Origin of the sequence: Lactobacillus xylocopicola, assembly GCF_033096005.1 — a bacterium.
In the GTDB taxonomy this organism is placed as follows: Bacteria; Bacillota; Bacilli; order Lactobacillales; family Lactobacillaceae; genus Lactobacillus; species Lactobacillus xylocopicola.
This window is the reverse complement of record NZ_AP026803.1, coordinates 733,325-754,805: the sequence shown is the minus strand read 5'-3', so window position 1 is coordinate 754,805 and position 21,481 is coordinate 733,325. Positions and strand designations below refer to the sequence as shown.

The following is a 21,481-nucleotide window of genomic DNA, read 5'->3' as shown; positions in this document are numbered from 1 at the left end:
ATACAAACTATTTTCTCTTGCGCGCAATGATCTTAATTGGGGTTCCCGTAAAATCAAAATTATCGCGCAACTGATTAATCAGGAAACGTTGGTAAGAAAAATGCATTAATTCAGCATCGTTAACAAAAACTACGAAAGTAGGTGGCTTAGTTGAAACTTGGGTCATATAGTAAACCCGGAGCCGCTTACCCTTGATCATCGGCGTAGGTACCAGCTTACTGGCTTCAAGTAGCAAATCATTCAGCACACTCGACTTAATTCGCTGAGTCTGATTATGGTGAACCATCTTAACCAATTCAGGTAGTTGGGCGATTCTCTGCCCGGTCTTAGCTGAAACAAAGACAATTGGCGCATAATCTAGATACTGCAATTCCTCACGAATGGTCTGCTCAAATTCTTTACCACTGCTACTGGTTTTCTGGGGCAGATCCCACTTATTAACTACAATAATAATTCCGCGCCCCGCTTCATGGGCATAGCCGGCTACGTGCTTGTCTTGTTCCCGGATACCGGTACTTGCATCAAGCACCAAGCAAACCACATCTGAGCGTTCAATGGCTCGTATAGCCCGCATTACAGCATACTTTTCGGTCTTTTCATAAACTTTGCCCCGCCGTCTGATACCAGCCGTATCAACAATCTGAAACTTAGTCCCACTGTCATCAACAAAGGGCGTATCAACGGCATCACGGGTCGTGCCCTCTTCATTGTTGACAATTACGCGCTGCTCACCCACCAGTCGGTTAACGATTGATGACTTGCCAACATTGGGCCGTCCAATGACGCTGAACGAAATTCGTTCCTCGTCTTGTTTGGCTAAATCTCTTGGTAATTCACTGACAATTCGGTCAAGTAAGTCGCCAATGCCGGTGCCATGAACACTGGAGATGGGAATTGGTTCTCCTAAGCCTAAACTATAGAAATCATAGATTTCTGCTCGTTGCTCGGGGTTGTCGGCCTTATTGACCGCCAAAATGACCGGCTTTTTAGTTCGATAGAGCAACTGCGCAATCCGTTCATCGAGATCAGTTAAATGGTTGGCTACACTTGTTAAAATGACGATTACATCCGCTTCCTCGATTGCAATTTCTGCTTGAGCACGGATTTCCTCCTCGATATGACCATTTTCCCAGGTAATCCCACCTGTATCAATTAGATCAAACTTGTGCCCCAACCACTCCGCCTGCGCATAATTACGGTCGCGAGTAACACCCGGTTTGTCTTCAACAATGGCCAGGCGCTCATTGATAATCCGGTTGAAAAGCGTTGATTTACCTACATTGGGTTGTCCTACAATAGCAACTACGGGTAAAACCATATTTTCAGCCTCCTTAAAATAAAAAAAGCCGACTTGACCAAGTCAGCTCTTTTATTACAACTATTGACGATCTTTTAATTGGTCACCGATAATGTCGCCCAATGCAAAGCCACCATCATCATTATTCATATACTTGTTGTTAGCTGCATTGTGATTATATGAACCGTTTGAATGAGATCCTTCGTGGTCTGAACCCTTAGAATCAGCAGCCTTCATTGAAAGGGAGATTCTACGCTCATTTGGATCGATGTTCAAAACCTTGACTTTAACTGTCTGACCTACTTCTAAAACATCGCTAGGCTTATCTACGTGCTTGTATGATATTTCTGAAACGTGGACTAAGCCTTGAATACCATCAGCAACTTCAACGAAGGCCCCAAAGTTAGTCAATGACTTAACTTCACCTTCAAAGATGTCGCCTTCGTGCAATTCTGCTGTTGCTTGTTCGAATGGAGAAGGTTCAGTCTGCTTAATTGAAAGGGAGATGCGATGTCTATCATCATCAATACCGATTACCTTAACTTTAACGTCTTGACCAGTCTTTAAGACATCGCTAGGCTTGTCAACATGCTTGTATGAAATTTCGGAAATGTGAACCAAACCGTCCACACCACCAACATCAACAAATGCACCGAAGTTAGTTAAACGAGAAACTGTACCTTCGACAACATCACCAACAACTAATTGTGATGCTACTTTATCAAAGGCTTCTTCACGCTCTTCTTCAATTAAGTCCTTATGAGAAAGAATTAACCGATTCTTACTTGGATCAATCTCGGTAATCTTAAGTTTCATGGTTTGACCAATGTATGGCTTAAGATCTGAGACGTAACGGTTGGAAATAAGTGAAGCTGGCAAGAATCCTCTTGTACCAACATCAACTAACAAACCACCACGTACTGATGAAGTAACAGTACCTTCGATAGTATTGCCTGCTTCAAAGTCCTTTTGTAATTCGTCGTAAGCTTCTCTTTCCTTCAGACGGGTAACGGAGAAGAAGAACTCACCATTCTCCTTATCGCCACCAGCTTTTCTTAAGACTAAAGCCTTAAACTTGTCTTCTGGCTTAACTGCACTACGAAGGTCAAGGTTGCGATCTGACGTGAATTCGCGACGTGGAATAACACCTTCGATACCAGCATTGGTTACACCAACATCGATTTGACCTTCTTCAACGTCCAGGACTTCAACATCTACAATATCGCCGACCTCAACTCCTTGCATTTGCTTTAGTGCATCTAAAAATTGATTACTGTTTTCTGACATTATTTACCTCCCAATATCATAACCTAATTTTAAATGAAAGTTAGATATTTTTCTACTGTTTTATCCCCTTTTTTGTAGTTTTTTTTGACTTTTTTTGATTTGCCGCAAAATTTTGTTAACTACTTCGGCAATTGTCATGGAAGTTGTGTCAATTTCGACCGCATCTACTGCCTTTTTTAGGGGTGAAATTGCCCGGTGCGAATCCTTATAATCACGAGCGGCAATATCCGCTTCAATTTCAGCTACAGTTTTAGTCGTCTTAATGCCCTGCTCCTCTAAGTCCAACATCCGTCTCTGGGCACGCGAACGAGCCGAAGCCACCAAAAAAATTTTTACTTGCGCATCCGGTAATACCGTTGTGCCAATATCCCGACCATCCATTACTACATCTACTTTTCCGGCCATCTGCCGTTGCAAACTTACCATCTTTTGACGCACACCACTAAGGGCGGCAACTTGTGAGACCTTGGCAGAAATTTCGGGTTTACGAATTTCATGAGAAATATCCCTTGTACCAACCAAGACATGCTGTTGACCGGCAATATTTCTAAGCTCGATCCCCGTCTGTTCTACTAGGGCTAAAATTCCCGCTTCATCTCCATAATCGAGTCCGTGGCTACGCGCCAGAAACGTACAGGCCCGGTACATTGCGCCAGTATCAATATAAGTAAAACCTAATTTTTGCGCAATTAATTTTGCGACTGTGCTTTTTCCAGCTGAGGCTGGACCATCAATTGCTACCTGCATTCCAATCAAAAAGGGACGTCAAAGTCCCTCCCCTTTCTATCAATTATCTTACTTTAAGTGTTTGCCCGGCTCTAATCTGTCTATCTGGACCAAGCTGGTTGAGTTGGGCTAAGTCGTCAACAGTGACGTTGAATCTACTTGCAATACTAGTTAAAGAATCACCACTTTTAACCAAATATTCCTTAGGTTCAGACGTGGCCTGTTTAACTTTTGCCTTATTGGGCTTTTTAGCCTTTGACTCAGGCTCAGGCTGTACTTTATGCTTGGGTTGGCTGTGGGTCTTCGTGCGCTGCGTCTTCTTAGGCTGGCTACTTTGGCGACTAGAGCGAAATTCACCTGCCTGATTGTTTACCCGTCCGCTTGAAGCTAACTGGTGTACCACAAACACTAACGCGACCAGGACAACTGTAATCAGGGTCAGCAGGATAAACCAAGTCCTCGACACCGTTCGATGAATCACTGTTCTAGGCTCAACGGGACGCTGGTAATGTTTATAAGGACCTGTTCGTTTCTGCTTCATCTAAAAACCTCCTTCACTCGACTTGCTTAATTTTAGCATATTTACCTTTTAAATTGGATAAAAAAATCGGTCAAATTACTGACCGATTCTTAAGCTTAGTTTTTTAACTTGAAATACTTACGAACAAAGGGCTTAAGATTGCGTAAGACAGTCTCAAAGAGCAGGTAAACAACTATCCCGTTAATTGCCCCCTTGAGCAGGTTGAATGGCACAATGATACCGAATATGTAGGCACTCATTGAAGGGATATGAAGGAGTTGCCCCAAATACACCTTTTCGGTAAAGGAGAGTAAGCCAGCATAACCGTTGATCGCTGGTAGATTGGCTACCGTTGTCACCGCATAGATTGGTGTCAAAATAAAAGCGTTGAAAGTTGCAAGAACTGCTGTCATGGCAATGATTCCTAGTAAAACACCCAAAATTGGTCTTAAGTGACGTTTAACTGCACTCTTTTCGTCAGCATCGATCCCCTTGGTACTATAATAAAACGGTAGCGCAAAGGATAAGGATGCCAGAAGTGCAGCTAATTGACCCACAATACTCGGCAAAGCAAAACCCTTGTAAATTAGGTGAATCAGCATCCTAATGAGCGCAATAAAGATGCCAGGTCCAGCCCCAAATAAAAATGTCCCAATGGTGACTAATACATCTGAAAAGTCAAACTTTAAAAAACTAGCCACGGGCAGCGGAAAAGCAATTTCCATCAGGATAAAAGAAATCGTTCCAATCAACGCATAAGCAATAATATTAGCCAAATTACTGGCATTTTTTTTCTTCAAAACTTACCTCCTAAAGTTAATAGGTCTGTTGCTTCCAGCAACAGACCTATTACAAAGTAAGCTTTAATAAGCTTATTTTAGTTTAGCCTGTCTTCTTTCATCTAGACTCTAACTATCGGTATCTCAAAATAGATTCCACCACTTGCGTGGGTCGTGGACTTACACCACCGGTCGGGATTTGCACCCTGCCATGAAGACAACAAACTTAAATATTTAATTATAAACCCATACTAGTCCACATGTTTTAATCTGTCAACCTCAGCATGAGATAGTTCCCGGTACTTGCCAGAAACAAGCGAATCAAGGGTTAAAAAAGAATACTTTTCACGGGCTAATTTTTCAACCGGGTGCTTTACTGCCTTAAACATCTTTTTCACCTGGTGATAGTGCCCTTCATGAATCGTCAACTGCACGATCTGACTTTTTTTCTTGTGGTCGGTGCGCAAAACTTTGACCTTCGCAGGTGCAGTTTTGCGGTGATCAAGCTCAATCCCACGCGTCAAGCGATTTATTTCTTCTGGTGTTAATTGTCCACTGATCTTCGCCACATATACCTTGGCCACCTTATTGCGCGGATGCATTAACAAGTTCGCCAGTTCACCATCATTAGTCATTAGTAAGAGGCCTGAGGTATCGTAGTCGAGGCGGCCAATTGGATACAAGCGGTAAGGTAAATCCTCAAAGTAGTCAACTACCGTTTTCCGGCCCTTGTCATCACTAGCAGTTGATACCACCCCCCGCGGCTTGTAAAAGATATAGGTATGGTGACTTTCTCGCTCAATTGGTTCGCCGTCAACGGTAATGTTGCTGACAGTTTCAACCTTGCTTCCTAACTCGGTAACAGGCTTGCCATCAACCATGACACGCCCTTCTACAATTAACTTTTCTGCCTTCCGCCGCGAAGCCACACCAGCTTCAGCAATTACTTTTTGCAACCTTTGTAAAACCATTACTGTTCTCCCTTTTGCGCTCCTGCCAAATTTTTATCAGCCTGGCCCTTGGCAGCAAATAGGTCAAGCTCACCCTCAGCACTGATATTACCCTCTTCAAAATCCTCAATTAACGGCAAATCTGCTAGACTTTGATAACCAAAATACTGTAAAAAGTAGTCACTGGTTACATATAAATTAGGATGACCAGGGGCATCCTTTTTGCCTTCGGCCTTAACTAGACCACGCCAGACCAGCGTCTGCAGTGCACCGGCTGAATTGACCCCGCGAATGGCATCAATTTCAACACGCGTGATTGGCTGCTTATAGGCAATGATGGCCAGAATTTCCAAAGCTGACTGACTTAAAGTCTTAGTCATATCTTTTTGGAAAAAACTACCCACCACTTCACCCACTTCCGGACGAGTTGTCAACTTATAACTGTGGTTAATGTGCTGTAGCTGCAAGCCGGAGTCCTGATTTTGCGCTAATTTAGCCGTCAACTGCTTAGCTAATTCCCGCAAGGCTGCATGCTCAACTTGCAGCAATTCACCTAAATCCGCACTGGCAATTCCAGAGTCCCCTGCCACGTACAAGAGTGCCTCTAGTTGCGCCATTTTACTTACCATCACTATCAATTCTTTCTAATTCCAGATCACCAAAAGTACGTGACTGTTCAACTCTAATCTCCTGTTTTTTGCAAAGTTCAAGCAATGCTAAAAACAATCCTATTATATCGGACAGGCTTTTTATCTGGCTAGTACAAGCAAAAAAGCTGACTTTTTGCTGCCGGGCCAGTTGTTCATGCAAAAACTCAATCATCTCGGTAATTGAGGCCTCGCTAATCCCGACTGATACCGCATCAGGTTGCCGAATTTTTAGTCTTTGCAGTACCACTACCAGAGTGCGAGCAAGTTCAGCTGAAGTAATTTGACCAGGTGGAAGCGGATTTACCTGCTTGGTTAGTGGCACACTTTCCTCTTTAGCAGCAGTGATTGGAACCTCGTCATTACGCTTTTTTAAGTAGGTCGACACCTTTTTAAAAACTGAATATTGAATCAGTTGCTGCACCAATTCTTCCCGGGGGTCGACCTCGGGTTCATCCTCATCGACAAAATCATTTTGAGGCAAGAGGGACTGCGACTTAATGCGAAGCAGCATTGACGACATAACAAAATATTCACCTGCGATGGTCAAATTAAGCCGCTGCATCTCGTGCAAGTAGGCCAAATACTGACTGGTGATCTGCGCAATGGGAATGTCATAGATATCGATTTTTTGCGACTTGATTAGGTGCAAGAGCAGGTCAAGTGGACCCTCGAAATTTGGTAATTCTAAAGTTAAGTTACTAGTCATGATTCTTGGTTTTAGGTAAATATTTAGTCAAGTAAACATATTCAGGCACAGCGGTAACCTTTTTCTGGGGATTGCTGCCCGCCAATTCACACACTGCTTTAGCCTCATACTTGGGCTGCCGGTAGTCGGGTGCAAGTGATAGGTAGCGAATAACCACAAAGTGTTCATCATTCTGTGTCCCGATTACTCCAATAAAGTTCGGATTTTCAGCCCGATAGAGATAAAGGCGAAATTCAGGGCTATTTTTATTAAGCTGAATTTCATCCTTTAAGTTATCTAGGTTTTTGAAATCAGGAAGGTAAGATAGCAAACCCATCGCTACTTTCTCCTGATCATTTTTACATTCAATCAGCATTTCATCACCTAAGTTCGCGGATGTGTCTTAGCATATACTTCTAAAATATGCTTTTGCGACAAGTTAGTATAAATTTGCGTAGTACTAATATCGGAGTGTCCCAAAATTTCTTGAACCACCCGCAGATCTGCCCCATTTTCAAGCAAGTGGGTTGCAAAGGTATGGCGCAAAGTATGGGGCGTCACGTTTTTGTTAATGCCAGCCTGGACGCAATAACGTTTGATAATCTGCCAGACCGCTTGCCTAGTTAAGGACCCACCCCGGTTATTAAGAAAAATATGATCATTGTTTTGACCCACTTTCAGTAGTAAAGGGTCACGAACTAGAACTTGGTACTGTTTAATCCAAGAAAGCGCCACATCACTAATCGGGATTAAGCGCTCCTTTGAACCTTTACCGAAAACCTTGACTAGGCGTAAGTCCTCATGCAGATCGTTAAACTCAAGGTTAATTAGTTCGCTCACCCGAATACCAGTTGCATAAAGGGTTTCAAGCAGCGCTCGATCACGTAGCCCCAGCTTCTGCGAAATCTCCGGTTGATCTAGCAGCCTAGTTACTTCTTCCTCGCTCAAAGCCACCGGTAAGCGATGATCCTTCTTGGGTGAATCAATTTCGAGCATGGGATTTAGCTTCTGCATGTTCTGCCTAACCAGCCACTGGTAAAACTTCCGCAAGCTTGAAATCATGCGACTAATTGAACTAGTAGCCTTATTTTGATCACTCAGGCCGGCCAGAAAAGCATCGATATCAACCGCTTTAGTTGGCCAAGTCGTCAACCGCTCTCTTTTCAAAAAAGCCAAAAACGTATTTAAGTCTTGCCGATAAGCCGCGATCGTATTATTGCTCAAGCCACGCTCAAGTTGACTATAACGCAAATAATCTTCAACGGTTTCGACCAAATCATTCATTTTTACCAGCTTCAGGATCATTAACTAATGAGATAGTCCCACCTTCCTTATCCTCGGTAATATACCTTGCTTTGAGTAAGTGTCCCAAAGCGCGCTTAAAGGCCGATTTAGAAATGCCAAAGTAAGATTTGATTTCCGCTGCATCAGACTTGTCATAAAAAGGTAGCGACTTGTTGCTTTTCCGCCGCAAACTCATCAAAATCATCTGCGCATCATCGTCAATTTCTTCAAAAGCTCGGGGCAGGCTGCTCAGATTCAACCGGCCATACTGACTGACGCCAATTACGCGACCCTTGAATTGCTCGCCGACCCGTAGTGGAGCAACCATTTGCGAACTATGAACAAAACCTAGATAGTAGTCACCAGTAATGACAAAAGCCCCCACCTCACGGCTGGAATAGACAGTGGCAAACACATCCTGATTTTTTAGATCATTTGGGAAGTGGGCTGACAATTGCTCAAAAATATTTTCATCAGCTAATTTTGCCCATATCCGGTCCTTTTGGTCAGTTTCAAGGTGAACCAAGAGTTGGTCGTCCTTGCGTGGCCAGTGACTCTTATCGAAGGGCAGGTCATCAACCGAGACAACAACATCCTTATCAGGCAAACCAATATCAACAAAGACTCCGAGGTCAGACTTGACTTCGGTCACCTTACTCCAGCCATACTGATCCGCCTGCGCAAAAGGCAAAAACTGGGTCATCTCACGGTTATGCTGCTTGTCATCATACAAGAAGCCCTCTACTTGGTCACCCAAGTGCAATTCTTCTTCCTGCGTAATCTCCTTACGCTTTAACTCATAAGTAATGCCATCTACTTGAACATAAAAGGCATCCTGATTTTGATCAATTATTTTCCCCGTTAAAATCTGGCCCAGCATATTCCATTCTCCTATTACAAATCGTTTCATCATCAAGTATAACATTTTACCCGAATAAATTGATACAGGTCAATTGATTACATTGGTACATAACAGACTGCAACCACCAAACGACCTGAATTGCAAAAAATGCTAAATTACATTCGTGTTGATAAAGCGGTCCATAGATGATTACAAACTAATAGAAGGCAAACCTCTAAAGTTGAGATTTGCCTTCTATGATTTATTAATCAAAAGTGTTGTTTTCCCCCGAAACACAATATATTATAAAAAATAATTCTACTTATTTCTCATATTCCGAAAATCAGCATGTCGTATTAAACAATCAAATAGAATTACAAAAAACAGATTTAATAAAATAATAAAGAGTATTAATAATGGATATTTTGGGTGTTTATCCACATTCAGCAAATACGTGGTTTCAAAACCAATAGCCGGACCTTGTAAAATTAAGCAATACAACAAATCAGTAGCTATTTGCTTAATCACAGTATCTTCCTTTATAACAAACCATGCAGTTGATATTATTGATAGAAAAAAGGCAATAATTGCTACTATGTAAATCTAAATTTAAATCGTTCCTATCAAAAAACATATATATTGGACCTACAAAAATCAAAATAGCCCGTATTACTTTGTTTTTCATTTGTTGCTTTCCTGCTTTTTTAACCAATAAATTGCAGTTTCAGGACTATAACCCTTGCTGGTCGTCCAAGAAGACGAAGAAAAGTATTTACCACGTTTATATGATATAAAGGCTGGGACGCCTTTAATATTATTATCTCTTTGAAAAAGTTTCCATCCACTCTTTGAGAAAGGATATTTTTCTATATTTAGATAATAAATATTATTTTTAAACGAAGACAAATCATGTTTCTGTAAATTATGTTCAAATGACTTACAGTCTGGACACGTAGGTCTTCCAACCTAAACTATAAAACTTTTCTCTTTAACTTTTAATTGGTCAAATTTCCTTCTGCTAATTGGTTTCCAAATTTTATTAACTGAATTATTTTTCTTAAAATCATTCATAATAGATGTTTTTCAGAGAAGACTAATGCTTCAGCATTTTGTTGACCATTTTCATCATAAAATGGTTTAGTACTTTTTAAATTTTTTAAATTTTTTATATTCCTTACTCTCAATAAAAGCCTTTTTTGCTTGTTCAGCAATTGAAACACTATTTGACATATCCTCTGCTCTTGCAAAAACTAATGCGGGTTGAAGAATGGATGATAATATTAGGATTCCTAAAAGTAAAAACACTCCTTTTTATAATTTGATAAATTCACGATACTGCCTCCTTGAAAAACATTTTATAATTTTGATTAAATTATAAAATGTTTTCTTTTAAAAGTAAATCGTTTTATTTATTATTATTTTAATTTTATGCAAGAACAATAACGCTGTACTAAGCTGATTTACTGCTACTCTTTTAAAATAAATAATTAAATAATTTACTTGTTTATTTAATTATATTGGCGTATTAATAGATATAAGATAAAGAAAGGCGATTAGAGGTGGCGTTGGTAAGACAACATTGACTTACAACTATCGCGATTGGCTAGCCCGCCAAAGCTATAAAGTATTTATTAATTGACCTAGATCATCAATACAATTTAACAACGTTATTTGAACTAACTCGTAGCAAAGGCTTTTAATGAAGAAGACGCGCAGAGACTGATGTGAACCCCGGAGTTAAGACAACTTCGGGGTTTTTATAATGACTAAATTAGCTAAGCAAGACAAAATTAGTATCTTTAATTTTTGGCAAAACTATCAGATTGGGTCTTTCACACGGAACAGGGTTGGCAGTACAGACTCTAAATTCCAAGTCTGGCTTAAAGACTACGGCACCGACCAGTTCATCTCACGCAAGGGCAATTCCTTAAATGACAGACTGATGGAAGGTTTCTTTGGCATCTTAAAAAGGGAAATGTTCTACAGCTTTGAATAAAGTTTCAAGAATTTAACCGCACTAGAAAGAAGCAATCAGAAGATATATTACTTACTACAGTACCAAAAGAATCAAGACCAAACTAAAGGACTAACCCTCGCTTGAATATCGGGAGTTAGTCCTCAGCTATAATTTATTAAAATGTTTTAATTTTGGGGTTCCAGTAATGATTAGAGGTTGGTAACCTCACCTTGATAAATAGCACCGCGACGGGCATCAACTGTGACTGTCGACCCACCAGCAATCTTTTCAGTAGCATCGGTTACGCCGACTACAACTGGAATACCTAAAGATAGGCCAACAACAGCGGCATGGGAGGTCAAACCTGATGCTTCAACAACTAAACCAGAAGCCTTCTTGATAGCTGGCATGTAATCAGGATCAGTCGTCTTAGCAACTAACACATCGCCTTCCTTAGCCTTACTAATTGCTTCTTCAGCGCTGTTAACTACAACTGTCTTACCGACAACCGAGCCGTTACCAACGCCCAAGCCTTGAGCTAACTTGCTACCAATAATTTGCAGCTTCATCAGGTTAGTTGTACCTGAGTCACCTACTGGTACACCAGCAACAATAATAACCAAGTCGCCATCTTTCACATAGCCTTGTTCCTTGGCAACTTTGGCAGCCATTTCAAACATATCGTCAGTTGAAGCTGGCTTTTCCGTTAGCAGAGGTTGAACACCCCAAGTGATACCAAGTGAATGTTGAATCTTTTCATCAAAGGTCAAGGCTAAGATATCAGCATTAGGACGGTACTTCGAAATCATTCTGGCGGTATAGCCTGAATTAGTAGCGGTGATAATCGTCTTCACACCTAATTCTTGTGCAGTCCGCACAACTGATTCACCAATTGCTTCAGTTACGTTTGAACCTTTGTACTCTTCGAAGCGTTGCAGGGCCAGCGTGTTGCGTTTAAGCAAATCTTGCTCAGTTCTTTGGTCAATTTCTGCCATAGCTTTAACAGCTTTAACTGGGTAAAGACCATTGGCAGACTCACCAGAAAGCATGGTGGCATCTGTACCATCCAGAACGGCGTTAGCCACGTCAGAAACTTCCGCACGCGTTGGACGTGGGTTTTCCTGCATGGAGTCCAGCATCTGAGTTGCAGTGATAACTGGCTTGCCAAGTGCATTGGCCTTCTTGATTAAGTCCTTCTGAACAAACGGAACATCAATAAATGGAATCTCCACGCCCATGTCACCGCGGGCAACCATTAAACCGTCAGAAACTTGCAAAATTTCGTCGGCGTTGTCAATTCCTTCTTGGGATTCAATCTTAGGGTAAATCTTTACATAATCACAATTAGCGTCTTCACAAAGCTTACGGATGTCGAGAATATCTTGGGCCTTACGCGCAAATGAAGCAGCGATGAAGTTAATTCCTTGCTCAAGACCAAATTTAATGTCAGCAGCATCCTTGTCGGTAATTCCAGGTAAGCGAATTTCAACTCCCGGAGCGTTAATCCCCTTCTTGGAACCAACAACACCAGTGTTTTGAGCTTCACAAACCAACTCGCGCTTTGCTTCATCTTTTGACTTAATCAGTAAATCAACTAAGCCATCATCAATTAAAACGTGGCCGCCAACATGAGTATCATCAAACAGACCAGCGTAAGTAACATGGATCATCTCTTTGTTACCCGGCTTAGTATCGTCCATTGAAACACGAATTTCATCACCAGTATTGATAGTAAACTTGCCGCCTTCTTGGTCAGTGGTTCTAATTTCTGCGCCCTTGGTGTCCAAGCAGATACCCAGCACTAAACCAGTTTCCTGTTCAACTTGACGAACCATCTTCATTCTTGACAAGTGTTCTGCATGGTCACCATGTGAAAAGTTAAAGCGGAAAACGTTCGCACCAGCCTTAGCTAAAGCAGTAATGGTTTTAACATCATTTGAAGCTGGCCCTAACGTACTAACAATTTTAGTTTTTTTCATTATGTAAAAATCTCCTCAAATTCGACTATTACTTAGTCATTTCCTCATTTATATCGATTAACGCTTCTTCGCTATCATGAGTTTCCTCAAACAAGTCAAGGATATCATGGGTTTCAAGCTGACCACCTTTCATACCGACAGCTAGACCACCCTTGCCAGCAAGGAGTAGCTTAACCGCATAATTGCCCATTTTGGTGGCATTAATCCGGTCAGTCACAGTTGGCGAACCGCCGCGTTGCATATGGCCGATAACACTTGCGCGCGCATCAAAGTCACCGTACTGTAGCAGTTCTGTCTTGAAATCAGCAGCGTCCATGACACCCTCTGCCAATACGATAATACCATGGTCTTTACCATCTGCAAAGCCGCTTTGCAGCGTCTTGGCAATTTCTTTAACATCGTAAGACCGTTCCGGCACCACAATAGCATCTGCACCGCTGGCAAGACCAACCCGCATAGCAATATCGCCGCAGTTGCGTCCCATGACGTTAACGATGAAGACCCGGTGGTGGCTACTTGCCGTATCCCGAATCTTGTCAATTGCCTGCATCGCAGTAGTACATGCAGTATCAAGGCCAATTGTATAATCTGTGCAAGGAATGTCGTTATCAATGGTACCTGGCAAGCCAATTGAGTTGATACCCAAACGGGTTAAAGCCAAGGCACCGTGGTAGGAACCATCGCCACCAATCACAATTACGGTATCAATGTCATGCTTTTTTAACTGCTCAACCCCTTTTTCTTGCACCTCTTTTTGTGCAAATTCAGGGTAACGCGCACTGTAAAGAAAAGTACCGCCCGAACTTATCAGATGGTCAACGTTCTCTGCAGTTAAGGTGACAAAGTCGCCTGCAACTAAGCCCGCATAACCATAACGAATACCAACGACGCCGAGTCCGTTATGAATAGCGGTCTTAGTGACCGCCCGAACGGCTGCATTCATACCCGGGGCATCACCGCCGCTCGTTAAAATACCAATTCGTTTCATGATTCACCTCATCAAGATTTATTGTGTAATTTCTCACATCCCTTAAATTCTACCATTTTTTCTGCAAAAAATCTCTTGAAAAACCAGATATTTTGCCGATTTACCGGTCTTTTTCGATGTTAGCGCTAACAGCTGTGATTTGTTCACCGTTGCGCAAAAACTGCCTAATCCTTAAACTTAACCAGCTTTAAATTGGTCAAAATAAATTGTTTCTTACTGGAATTAAAACGATCACTTTGCACCTTAATTCCTAGTAAATAGATGTTGCCCGCCTGTAAATTTTCTTGATTTTTTTCGTAAACATTAGGAAAAATCGTGATGTCTTCCCTGCCAGTCGCGTCCACAAAGCTGCCAAAAGCCATAGTTGCACCCTTTTTGGTTTTGACTAGTTTAAGGGTCATGAGCTTACCAACTGCCACACCGCTATCGGTAACTTCAAACTGCTTAAGCGGCCGAGCATTAAACTGCTCGGCATACTTTTGGACCGCTACCAGCGGGGAGGTCATTGTTGAAAAACCTAGCGCCTCCTCTTCCATTGTTGCTTTCGCTTGCTTGCTAGGCTGCTTTGCCGGCTTGATCGGCACACCGCCCAGACTTTTTGAAAGGGTAAGATTTTGTCCAGTTAGTTCAACATTCTCAATAATTTCCTGACTATTTTCCAGCAACTCGTTGCGGTTATTGGCAATTCGGTCAAAACAGCCCGCCTTAATCATCGCTTGGATCACCTTGGGTTGAATGAACTTGGGATCAACCCGCCGCAAAAAGTCACTAAAGGAACTAAAGGCCTTTTGCTTACGCACCTTGACAATCTGATCTAGAAAGTCGAGCCTTACCCCCTTAATTGCTCGCAAGCTAACCAGAATATGTCCATTACCCACCTGATAGTCGAGACTACTACGGTTAATGTCTGGTGGTAAAATCTTGACCCCCGTTCCCTGGGCCCGCATGATATAATCATTAATCTTAAGGCGGTTACCAGTATTGGAATTTAGCATTGCCGCATAAAATTCAGCTGGATAATGTACCTGTAAATAAGCTAACCAAAAGGCGATTTTGGTATAGGCCACAGCATGAGACCGGTTAAACCCATAATTGGCAAACTGTTCAATATAGTTATAAACCCGCTCGGCTACTTCACGTGGCCGACCCTTTTCAACTGCCCCAGAAATGAACTTAGCCCGCTCTTGAGCAATGACCTGCTGGTCTTTCTTCGACATGGCCCGCCGTAAAATATCGGCTTCCCCAAGAGAAAATCCAGCTAAAATTTGGGCGGTCTTCATGACCTGCTCCTGATATACCAATATTCCATAGGTTGGCGCCAAAATCTCTTTTAGGCTCGGATCGGGATATGTGACTTTTTCTTTGCCATGTTTGCGGGCAATGAACGATTGAATATTTTGCATCGGACCAGGACGATATAAAGCATTGACCGCAACCAGGTCTTCAAAATCATCTGGTTGCAAATCACGCAAAACCCCCCTGATTCCACCTGATTCAAACTGAAAGACTAAATCAGTCTCACCTTTTTGAAACAATTTCATCGTTTCAGGATCATTAAGCGGAATTTGATTAACCGCAATTTTTTTATCCTGACTGCGGATCAATTCTTCCGTGTCGCCCAAGATGGTCAAGTTACGCAGACCCAAGAAGTCAATCTTAAGTAGCCCCAACGCTTCAACATATTTTTTAGTTTGCTGGGTGACAGGAATGCCCAATTGTCCTGTTTGGAGACCCGAAATAGCAGCAATCGAGTTGTCACTAAGCACCAGACCTGCCGCATGAATCGAGTAATGTCGCGGCAGGCCCTCTAAGCTCTTGGCGGTCTGAAACAGCAACTCACTCTTGTCATCTGAACCAACCAACAGCTTCATGGTGCGGGAACGCTCATAAGCTTCGTCAAGCGTAATTTTGCCTTTGGCAAAAGGCACACTCTTGGACCACTTACTCAGCTCCACCTCGGTCAAACCAAAAACCCGCCCGGTGTCACGCAAAACCTGCTTGGCGGCAAGCGTTCCAAAAGTGAGAATTTGGGCTGCATGGTCCAAGCCATACTTGGTAAACATATACTTAATCACTTCATCACGTTGGTTGTCAGGTATATCCAGATCAATATCAGGCATTTCGTGTCTCGCTGGATTCAAAAACCGTTCAAACAAAAGGTTATATTCCAGTGGATCAACCTCTGTAATCTGCAAAGCATAAGAAACCAATGATCCACATGCTGATCCCCTTCCTGGTCCAGTTGCAATCTGAACACGGTGGCAATAATTAATGACATCCCAAACAATTAAGAAGTAATCATTAAAGCCCATTTGATCAATAACGTCTAACTCGTAGTCGAGCCGCTGCTGGTACTGCGCTGGAACATTGCCCGGACTGAACCGTTCTGCTAGACCGCGCTGGGCCAAAAAAGTGAGATACTCCTTAGAAGTTGCATATTTAGTTTGCTTGTACTTAGGTAAAACCGGGTTTTGAAAATTGACCTGCGCATTACATTCCTGGGCAATTTTCCAGGTATTTTCAACTGCTTCAGCTAAGCCTAAATCATGGTATCGACTGCTCACTTCTAGCGCCCCAGGCAAATAGTGCGACCCCTTCTGCTTGGCTAATTCAGCAACATTTTCCATGACTGTACCACTTTTAACAGCGCGCAGCGTCTTCTGCAAAAATTGCTCCTGTGGCTTTAAATAGCAGGTATCTTCCACACTTACTAGCGGGAGGTTAAACTGTTTGGCCAATTCCTGAACATAAGTAAGGTAACTGGCTGGCTGACTGGACCCGTAGACACCAAGATAGAGTGCAGATGACTGCGGAATTAACTTAACCAGCTGGCGGACGAAGTCATTTCCTTGACTGCCATTTTGCTCCTGCAAACTGACTAATTCACTGTGTGTGTTTGCCGGCGTGATTACTGTCAAATATTCTAGGTACTTGCTTAACTGCTCAATGGTCAGTAACTTCTGATTGGTGCCATTTTCGGTCAACAAGTTAATGCGACTAGATAAGCGGAGCAGATTACGATAACCCTCATCCGTTTTGGCCAGCATAATCAGATCATATCGATGCGCACTGTCAATCAGTCCATTTAACCGAACCTGCATCCCTAAGAGTGGCTTTATACCAACCTCTTGGGCCAATTCATAAAAGTTAACTAAGCCATAGGTGACATTTACATCAGTCAGCCCCACAGCTTCATAACCCTGCTTTTTGGCAGTCAATAACAAGTCTTTAATTCTAATTGGACTTTCTAGTAAGGTAAACGAACTAATATTTTGTAGCGCAGCAATTTTCATTTTTAGGCCACCTTTCCACTAAATTTAGTATAACAAAAACAACTCTTTTAGTTTGAAAACGTGCATAAACTTTGCTAAAATTCATCTATGAAAGAAGGAAGTGCTATGAGTCGTTATATTGTGACTGTCTTTTGGAGTGTTGTTTACATGTTAATCGTGGGCTTTATCGCTGCACCATTAACCCAGCATGTTTTTAACCTAGGCGAAGCCGCCATTGTCGGTGTGATCTTTGGGGTATTGTTTGCAGCAATTGTTCCAACCATCACTGCGCGTTCTGTTAAGGACAACAGTAAGTATTCTAAACTCAAATAGCTTAAAGTACGTCAAATTAAAAACCATTAGCCTTCTGGCTAATGGTTTTTTAGTTAAACCGATAATTCTGACGTCTATCAACCTCCACCTTGGTCTGCGTCAAAAACTCCTGAAACATCTGAACATAATCCTTGTCCACCGTTTTTTCAATCTTGTCCGCACTATATCCAGGATAAAAGCCACCGCCATGGGCACGGTAGCTATTAACCGCCAAATGATAGTTTTTTTCATCTGCGAGCGGCTTCCCCTCTAAGTCTAACTGAGTAAGGCGGTGACCAGGTGGTCGACTAATATCAGCCTGGTAGTTCACCGGATAAAACACATCGAAGTTAAAAAGCAAGTTGCGCCACTGAGGGGCAAAAGTGACTTCGCCCTGGTCATTTTTTTCTAAAAAAGCCAGGCTATATTCAATGATTTCCCGCAGTTGACGACCAGTCAGCCGGACTAGACAGAGTTGGTTAGCATAAGGGTAATTAAGTAAGATGTCCCGCATCGTCACTTCCCGATCAAAACCCGGAGCAGTATCGCTCATGACCGCAGTTGCTGAGACATCTGCTTGGGTAAAAAATAGCTGCATTTCTTGTAAGAGGTTGATAAATGGGGCTCCTACCAGTCGAGCATGATTGGCATCCCCCAAGGGAGCCGGCTCAGGTAAGTGGGCCAAGGGCTGATCAAGCCAGGACTGGGTAGCTTGCTCAAGTTCAGAACAATGGTCAAGCAAGGCTTGGTCTGGTAGATAAGCGTGCACATCAAGCAGACGAGCTGTCTTTGAGCGGATTTCTTTACTCTTATCATCAATTTCCAAAATCACTTCACCAACTGCTTCACCGCGGTACCCCGGCTGGACAATTGCTGTGTTCTTTGTCACTAAGGCCAGCTTGCGGTGCTGGTGACCGGTCAAAAGCACATCAACCTCAGGCAACTCGGTCAAAATCCGGTAACCCTCATTCTCACCGTTAGCCGGCTCAGTTTTAGTTCCGCTTAACGGATCTGCCTCAAAGCCGCCATGGTAAATAACCGCCAAGACATCCACTTGCTTGCGCAAAATTTTCGCATAGTGCTTCACTTGTGCATAAGCGCTGGTGAATTTTAGCCCCGCAACATTGGCCGCTGGTTCCCAATCAGGGACTTTCTCAGTGGTTACCCCCAGCAAGCCAATCCGAATACCGTTTTTGACCAGTATCTGATAACTCTGCCCCAGGGCCGGGAGCTTGGATTGGGCATCTAAGATATTATCATTTAAAAAAGGAGCTTGGTTGCGGTTAAGGTAATGCTTTAAAAAATTGAGACCATAATCAAAATCATGGTTACCAAGGCAGCGTGCATCATAGCCAACCAGATTATAAAGATCGGTATACTGGTCTAAAACCTCCAAATCTTCAGTTGAATAGACGTAGGAAGCCAGCGGTGATCCCTGCAAACAATCCCCAGCATCAGTTACTACAACATTCTCAGCGCCAAATTTAGCCCGTTCGGCCTTAATCGCGCTGCTAACCCTACTTAAGCCCAAGGCTGCATGATACTCAGCCTTTTTTTGATAATCCGTTGGCATAATATAGCCATGAATATCACTGCTACTTAAAAATACTATTTTTGTCATTTCTTATTCTCACTATGTCGATCCTCTGAAACAAAAAAAGACACCAATTTTGGTGTCTTTTAATTAGTTGTTGTCATTGTTACTAGCTTCGCTAACAACTTGACGACCCTTGTAATAACCTTTAGGTGAAACACGGTGGCTCAAACGATATTCACCAGTAGTTGCATCATAGTGCATTGCTGGCACAGTCAATTTGATATGACCACGACGTGAACGTTTCTTTTGCTTGGAAGTATGTCTCTTAGGAACTGCCATTTACTTGATCTCCTTTATTGTAGAATTACGTTTTCAGGTCACTATTAAAAAGTGCCTAAAACACTTCACGTTTGTTAATGATACTATTCGTCTGCGAATAAATCAAGCTATATTAGTTATTCTTGTCCTGATTGTGTCCATTTGACCCCCAAAACCAACCAATCAAAACACCAATAATTACCATCAGCACGAGAATAATAATCAAGGGTAACTTAAACTTGAAGAGACCAAAGTTGATGGCAACAGTATCCGTATTAAGAACAACAAAGATAACTGCCAATAAACTGAGGACTAAGGCCAACACTAATTTTATTTGTTGCGTTTCTTTCTTCATCACTTACTACTTCCTTGATGCAAACTTAATTGACAACTCATCACCAATCGTGGGAAAGAGGTTATATAACTTCGCAGCCAGAGCCAGACTAAGTGGCAAATTAAGTTCACGCTTACTACTACCAAAGTAATGAACAACCTGCCAGGCAACATCATCTGGATCGAGCATAAACTTTTGCACGTTTTCGACATAGTGTCCACTCTTATCAGCAATATTAAAGAAGTTGGTATAAACTGGGCCCGGGTTGACCGTCATTACCTTCACGCCAAATGGTTTTAACTCTAGACGTAACACATTAGAAAATTGGATTACGGCTGCCTTGGAAGCACTGTATGCCGCCGACTTAACCGTTGGCACCTTACCCGCAATCGAACCAAAGTTAACGATTTGACCGCTCTTTTGGTCCATCATGAGCCGACCAATCAGCCGTGTGAAATACATTAGCCCCAAAACATTGACCTGAAACATTGACGTAATGACCCGCCGGTTCATTTCAATAAAGTTACCAAATTGACCAAAGCCAGCACAATTAACGAGGTAGTCAACGTGCTTGGTTACTTTGACAATCTCGGTAAAAGTCGCATCAATCTCTTCGCTCTCGCTCATATCGGTCACAAAGGCATAAGCTGGCGCGCCTGATAACTCGTGCGCTTCAGCAGCAATCCGCTCTAACTTGTCCTTACGCCGAGCCAGCAAAATAACTGTGGCCCCGCGGCCTGCACTCTCTAGGGCAACTGACCGACCAATTCCGCTGGAAGCCCCTGTCACAATTACAACCTTGTTTCTTAAAGAATCACTCATTTTGTTCACCTTTCATTGGAATCACAACCCGATCAAAATCATTGGCTAATTTCGTATTGGGAAAAACTTTCTCTGCTTGGCTTTCTAACTTTCTGGCCTTAACGCCCAAGTATCTAGCCGAAATATGGTCCAAATACAAACGCTTAACCCCATTATCACGTGCCACCTTAGCTGCTTGGACGGCAGTCGAATGATAGTACGAACGAGCTAGATCAGCCTCATCACCGGCAAAGGTCGATTCATGAACCAACACATCCGCATCACGGGCCAACTCGGCAATTGCCGGCGTCGACCTAGTATCGTAGATAATTGTGACAATCCGTCCCGCCTTGCTGGGTCCTAAAAAGTCCTTACCATCCAATACTGTGCCGTCGCCTAGTGTGACCTGCTCGCCATTCTTCAGTTTACCTAGTAATGGCCCGTTAGGTACATTATACTGCGCCAACTGGTCCATTAAAAGCTCACCTGGACGAGCTTCCTCAACTACCCGGTAGCCGAAGCTAGGAACGCGGTGGGCGAGTTTTTCCGTCCAAACCTTAAAGCCTTGGCCCTGGAAGATAAGACCTCCCTCTTCCAGATTCACGAACTTGATGGGATAAGAAATCTTAGTCCGCGAAACCTTTAAAGCAGTTCTAACAAATTGTTCTAACCCCGCCGGACCATAAATCGTCAGAGGTCCCACATCACCTTGAAATGACCGGGTTGCCAACAAGCCTGGCAACCCAAAAATATGGTCGCCATGATTATGTGAAATAAAAATTTTACTTACTTTACGCAATCTAATGTTGGTCCGCAGAATCTGGTGCTGCGTTGCCTCACCCACATCAAAGAGCCAGACTTCATTAATTTCATCCAGCATTTTTAAAGCAATGCTCGAGACATTTCGCTTTTTTGATGGTTGGCCTGCTCCTGTACCTAAAAATTGTAACTCCATATGTTTCCT

Annotated in this window: 22 protein-coding genes, 1 pseudogene and 1 riboswitch; of the genes and pseudogenes, 3 read left to right on the top strand and 20 right to left on the bottom strand. The window is 42.6% G+C overall.

What is annotated here, in order from left to right; genetic code table 11:
• Positions 1–7 precede the first annotated feature (7 nt).
• From der to R8389_RS07905, 12 genes are all read right to left on the bottom strand, one after another.
• On the bottom strand, positions 8–1,318 hold the full coding sequence (der, locus tag R8389_RS03855) for a ribosome biogenesis GTPase Der (protein ID WP_317638162.1): 1,311 nt from the start codon (positions 1,316–1,318) through the stop codon (positions 8–10).
• A 60-nt stretch (positions 1,319–1,378) separates the two neighbouring features.
• Positions 1,379–2,584 carry a 30S ribosomal protein S1 gene (gene rpsA / locus R8389_RS03850; protein WP_317638161.1) on the bottom strand — a complete coding sequence of 402 codons (1,206 nt, stop codon included), beginning with the start codon at positions 2,582–2,584 and terminating at the stop codon, positions 1,379–1,381.
• A 60-nt stretch (positions 2,585–2,644) separates the two neighbouring features.
• Positions 2,645–3,331: a (d)CMP kinase gene (cmk, locus tag R8389_RS03845; protein WP_317638248.1), complete on the bottom strand. Its 687-nt coding sequence runs from the start codon at positions 3,329–3,331 to the stop codon at positions 2,645–2,647.
• Positions 3,332–3,374: 43 nt separating this feature from the next.
• On the bottom strand, positions 3,375–3,851 hold the full coding sequence (locus R8389_RS03840; RefSeq protein ID WP_317638160.1) for a LysM peptidoglycan-binding domain-containing protein: 477 nt from the start codon (positions 3,849–3,851) through the stop codon (positions 3,375–3,377).
• Positions 3,852–3,946: 95 nt separating this feature from the next.
• Positions 3,947–4,630, bottom strand: coding sequence for an ECF transporter S component (locus R8389_RS03835; RefSeq protein ID WP_317638159.1), 684 nt, complete (start codon positions 4,628–4,630; stop codon positions 3,947–3,949).
• Between the two features lie 85 nt (positions 4,631–4,715).
• Positions 4,716–4,832, bottom strand: a riboswitch (FMN riboswitch).
• 28 nt (positions 4,833–4,860) lie between these two features.
• Positions 4,861–5,580 carry a pseudouridine synthase gene (locus tag R8389_RS03830; protein ID WP_317638158.1) on the bottom strand — a complete coding sequence of 240 codons (720 nt, stop codon included), beginning with the start codon at positions 5,578–5,580 and terminating at the stop codon, positions 4,861–4,863.
• Positions 5,580–6,188, bottom strand: a complete 609-nt coding sequence (gene scpB / locus R8389_RS03825; protein WP_317638247.1) for an SMC-Scp complex subunit ScpB — start codon at positions 6,186–6,188, stop codon at positions 5,580–5,582. Before scpB ends, R8389_RS03830 begins: the two co-directional genes overlap by 1 nt.
• Positions 6,178–6,915 (bottom strand): segregation and condensation protein A, encoded by a 738-nt coding sequence (locus R8389_RS03820; RefSeq protein ID WP_425604664.1) that lies wholly within the window; start codon positions 6,913–6,915, stop codon positions 6,178–6,180. The genes scpB and R8389_RS03820 overlap by 11 nt, the downstream gene beginning before the upstream one ends.
• The gene (locus R8389_RS03815) at positions 6,908–7,270 is read right to left on the bottom strand and encodes a reductase (RefSeq protein WP_317638157.1); all 363 of its coding nucleotides are present in this window, start codon (positions 7,268–7,270) and stop codon (positions 6,908–6,910) included. Before R8389_RS03815 ends, R8389_RS03820 begins: the two co-directional genes overlap by 8 nt.
• An 8-nt stretch (positions 7,271–7,278) precedes the next feature.
• Positions 7,279–8,178 (bottom strand): site-specific tyrosine recombinase XerD, encoded by a 900-nt coding sequence (xerD, locus tag R8389_RS03810; protein ID WP_425604663.1) that lies wholly within the window; start codon positions 8,176–8,178, stop codon positions 7,279–7,281.
• Entirely contained in the window at positions 8,171–9,058 is an 888-nt protein-coding gene (locus R8389_RS03805; protein ID WP_317638156.1) for a CvfB family protein, read from the bottom strand. The genes xerD and R8389_RS03805 overlap by 8 nt, the downstream gene beginning before the upstream one ends.
• 642 nt (positions 9,059–9,700) lie before the next feature.
• Positions 9,701–9,925 carry a DUF6568 family protein gene (locus R8389_RS07905; RefSeq protein WP_486606316.1) on the bottom strand — a complete coding sequence of 75 codons (225 nt, stop codon included), beginning with the start codon at positions 9,923–9,925 and terminating at the stop codon, positions 9,701–9,703.
• Positions 9,926–10,571: 646 nt separating this feature from the next.
• On the opposite strand from R8389_RS07905, the pseudogene R8389_RS03800 reads away from it, so the two are divergent.
• Positions 10,572–10,710 (top strand): annotated as a pseudogene (locus R8389_RS03800) (ParA family protein); the annotation flags it as partial.
• 71 nt (positions 10,711–10,781) lie between these two features.
• Positions 10,782–11,015 (top strand): hypothetical protein, encoded by a 234-nt coding sequence (locus R8389_RS03795; protein WP_317638155.1) that lies wholly within the window; start codon positions 10,782–10,784, stop codon positions 11,013–11,015.
• 170 nt (positions 11,016–11,185) lie between these two features.
• Here R8389_RS03795 and pyk read toward each other — a convergent pair whose 3' ends face one another.
• The 3 genes from pyk to R8389_RS03780 form a co-directional block, all read right to left on the bottom strand.
• The gene (pyk, locus tag R8389_RS03790) at positions 11,186–12,955 is read right to left on the bottom strand and encodes a pyruvate kinase (RefSeq protein WP_317638154.1); all 1,770 of its coding nucleotides are present in this window, start codon (positions 12,953–12,955) and stop codon (positions 11,186–11,188) included.
• Between the two features lie 28 nt (positions 12,956–12,983).
• Positions 12,984–13,943, bottom strand: coding sequence for a 6-phosphofructokinase (gene pfkA / locus R8389_RS03785; RefSeq protein WP_317638153.1), 960 nt, complete (start codon positions 13,941–13,943; stop codon positions 12,984–12,986).
• 164 nt (positions 13,944–14,107) lie between these two features.
• On the bottom strand, positions 14,108–17,236 hold the full coding sequence (locus R8389_RS03780; RefSeq protein WP_317638152.1) for a DNA polymerase III subunit alpha: 3,129 nt from the start codon (positions 17,234–17,236) through the stop codon (positions 14,108–14,110).
• Positions 17,237–17,341: 105 nt separating this feature from the next.
• Here R8389_RS03780 and R8389_RS03775 point away from each other — a divergent pair, with 105 nt between their 5' ends.
• Positions 17,342–17,548, top strand: coding sequence for a YjzD family protein (locus R8389_RS03775; protein WP_317638151.1), 207 nt, complete (start codon positions 17,342–17,344; stop codon positions 17,546–17,548).
• 49 nt (positions 17,549–17,597) lie between these two features.
• On the opposite strand, the gene R8389_RS03770 is transcribed toward R8389_RS03775, so the two are convergent.
• From R8389_RS03770 to rnz, 5 genes are all read right to left on the bottom strand, one after another.
• Complete coding sequence (locus R8389_RS03770) at positions 17,598–19,148, bottom strand: bifunctional metallophosphatase/5'-nucleotidase (RefSeq protein WP_317638150.1); 1,551 nt, start codon at positions 19,146–19,148, stop codon at positions 17,598–17,600.
• Positions 19,149–19,211: 63 nt separating this feature from the next.
• Positions 19,212–19,403 carry a 50S ribosomal protein L32 gene (rpmF, locus tag R8389_RS03765; RefSeq protein WP_317638149.1) on the bottom strand — a complete coding sequence of 64 codons (192 nt, stop codon included), beginning with the start codon at positions 19,401–19,403 and terminating at the stop codon, positions 19,212–19,214.
• A 112-nt stretch (positions 19,404–19,515) separates the two neighbouring features.
• Positions 19,516–19,737, bottom strand: a complete 222-nt coding sequence (locus R8389_RS03760; protein ID WP_317638148.1) for a lipopolysaccharide assembly protein LapA domain-containing protein — start codon at positions 19,735–19,737, stop codon at positions 19,516–19,518.
• A 6-nt stretch (positions 19,738–19,743) separates the two neighbouring features.
• Positions 19,744–20,538 (bottom strand): SDR family NAD(P)-dependent oxidoreductase, encoded by a 795-nt coding sequence (locus R8389_RS03755; protein WP_317638147.1) that lies wholly within the window; start codon positions 20,536–20,538, stop codon positions 19,744–19,746.
• Entirely contained in the window at positions 20,531–21,472 is a 942-nt protein-coding gene (gene rnz / locus R8389_RS03750) for a ribonuclease Z (RefSeq protein WP_317638146.1), read from the bottom strand. Before rnz ends, R8389_RS03755 begins: the two co-directional genes overlap by 8 nt.
• Between the last annotated feature and the right edge of the window lie 9 nt (positions 21,473–21,481).

Excerpts from the sequence above, each read along its gene's own strand:
- cmk (WP_317638248.1), bottom strand. The coding sequence starts at position 3,331 with ATGCAGGTAGCAATTGATGGTCCAGCCTCAGCTGGAAAAAGCACAGTC.
- R8389_RS03755 (WP_317638147.1), bottom strand. The coding sequence starts at position 20,538 with ATGAGTGATTCTTTAAGAAACAAGGTTGTAATTGTGACAGGGGCTTCC.
- R8389_RS03770 (WP_317638150.1), bottom strand. The coding sequence starts at position 19,148 with ATGACAAAAATAGTATTTTTAAGTAGCAGTGATATTCATGGCTATATT.
- R8389_RS03760 (WP_317638148.1), bottom strand. The coding sequence starts at position 19,737 with ATGAAGAAAGAAACGCAACAAATAAAATTAGTGTTGGCCTTAGTCCTC.
- rpmF (WP_317638149.1), bottom strand. The coding sequence starts at position 19,403 with ATGGCAGTTCCTAAGAGACATACTTCCAAGCAAAAGAAACGTTCACGT.
- rnz (WP_317638146.1), bottom strand. The coding sequence starts at position 21,472 with ATGGAGTTACAATTTTTAGGTACAGGAGCAGGCCAACCATCAAAAAAG.
- R8389_RS03775 (WP_317638151.1), top strand. The coding sequence starts at position 17,342 with ATGAGTCGTTATATTGTGACTGTCTTTTGGAGTGTTGTTTACATGTTA.
- R8389_RS03780 (WP_317638152.1), bottom strand. The coding sequence starts at position 17,236 with ATGAAAATTGCTGCGCTACAAAATATTAGTTCGTTTACCTTACTAGAA.
- R8389_RS03795 (WP_317638155.1), top strand. The coding sequence starts at position 10,782 with ATGACTAAATTAGCTAAGCAAGACAAAATTAGTATCTTTAATTTTTGG.
- rpsA (WP_317638161.1), bottom strand. The coding sequence starts at position 2,584 with ATGTCAGAAAACAGTAATCAATTTTTAGATGCACTAAAGCAAATGCAA.
- R8389_RS03805 (WP_317638156.1), bottom strand. The coding sequence starts at position 9,058 with ATGCTGGGCCAGATTTTAACGGGGAAAATAATTGATCAAAATCAGGAT.
- scpB (WP_317638247.1), bottom strand. The coding sequence starts at position 6,188 with ATGGTAAGTAAAATGGCGCAACTAGAGGCACTCTTGTACGTGGCAGGG.
- xerD (WP_425604663.1), bottom strand. The coding sequence starts at position 8,178 with ATGAATGATTTGGTCGAAACCGTTGAAGATTATTTGCGTTATAGTCAA.
- R8389_RS03840 (WP_317638160.1), bottom strand. The coding sequence starts at position 3,851 with ATGAAGCAGAAACGAACAGGTCCTTATAAACATTACCAGCGTCCCGTT.
- R8389_RS03815 (WP_317638157.1), bottom strand. The coding sequence starts at position 7,270 with ATGCTGATTGAATGTAAAAATGATCAGGAGAAAGTAGCGATGGGTTTG.
- pfkA (WP_317638153.1), bottom strand. The coding sequence starts at position 13,943 with ATGAAACGAATTGGTATTTTAACGAGCGGCGGTGATGCCCCGGGTATG.
- R8389_RS03830 (WP_317638158.1), bottom strand. The coding sequence starts at position 5,580 with ATGGTTTTACAAAGGTTGCAAAAAGTAATTGCTGAAGCTGGTGTGGCT.
- der (WP_317638162.1), bottom strand. The coding sequence starts at position 1,318 with ATGGTTTTACCCGTAGTTGCTATTGTAGGACAACCCAATGTAGGTAAA.
- pyk (WP_317638154.1), bottom strand. The coding sequence starts at position 12,955 with ATGAAAAAAACTAAAATTGTTAGTACGTTAGGGCCAGCTTCAAATGAT.
- R8389_RS03820 (WP_425604664.1), bottom strand. The coding sequence starts at position 6,915 with ATGACTAGTAACTTAACTTTAGAATTACCAAATTTCGAGGGTCCACTT.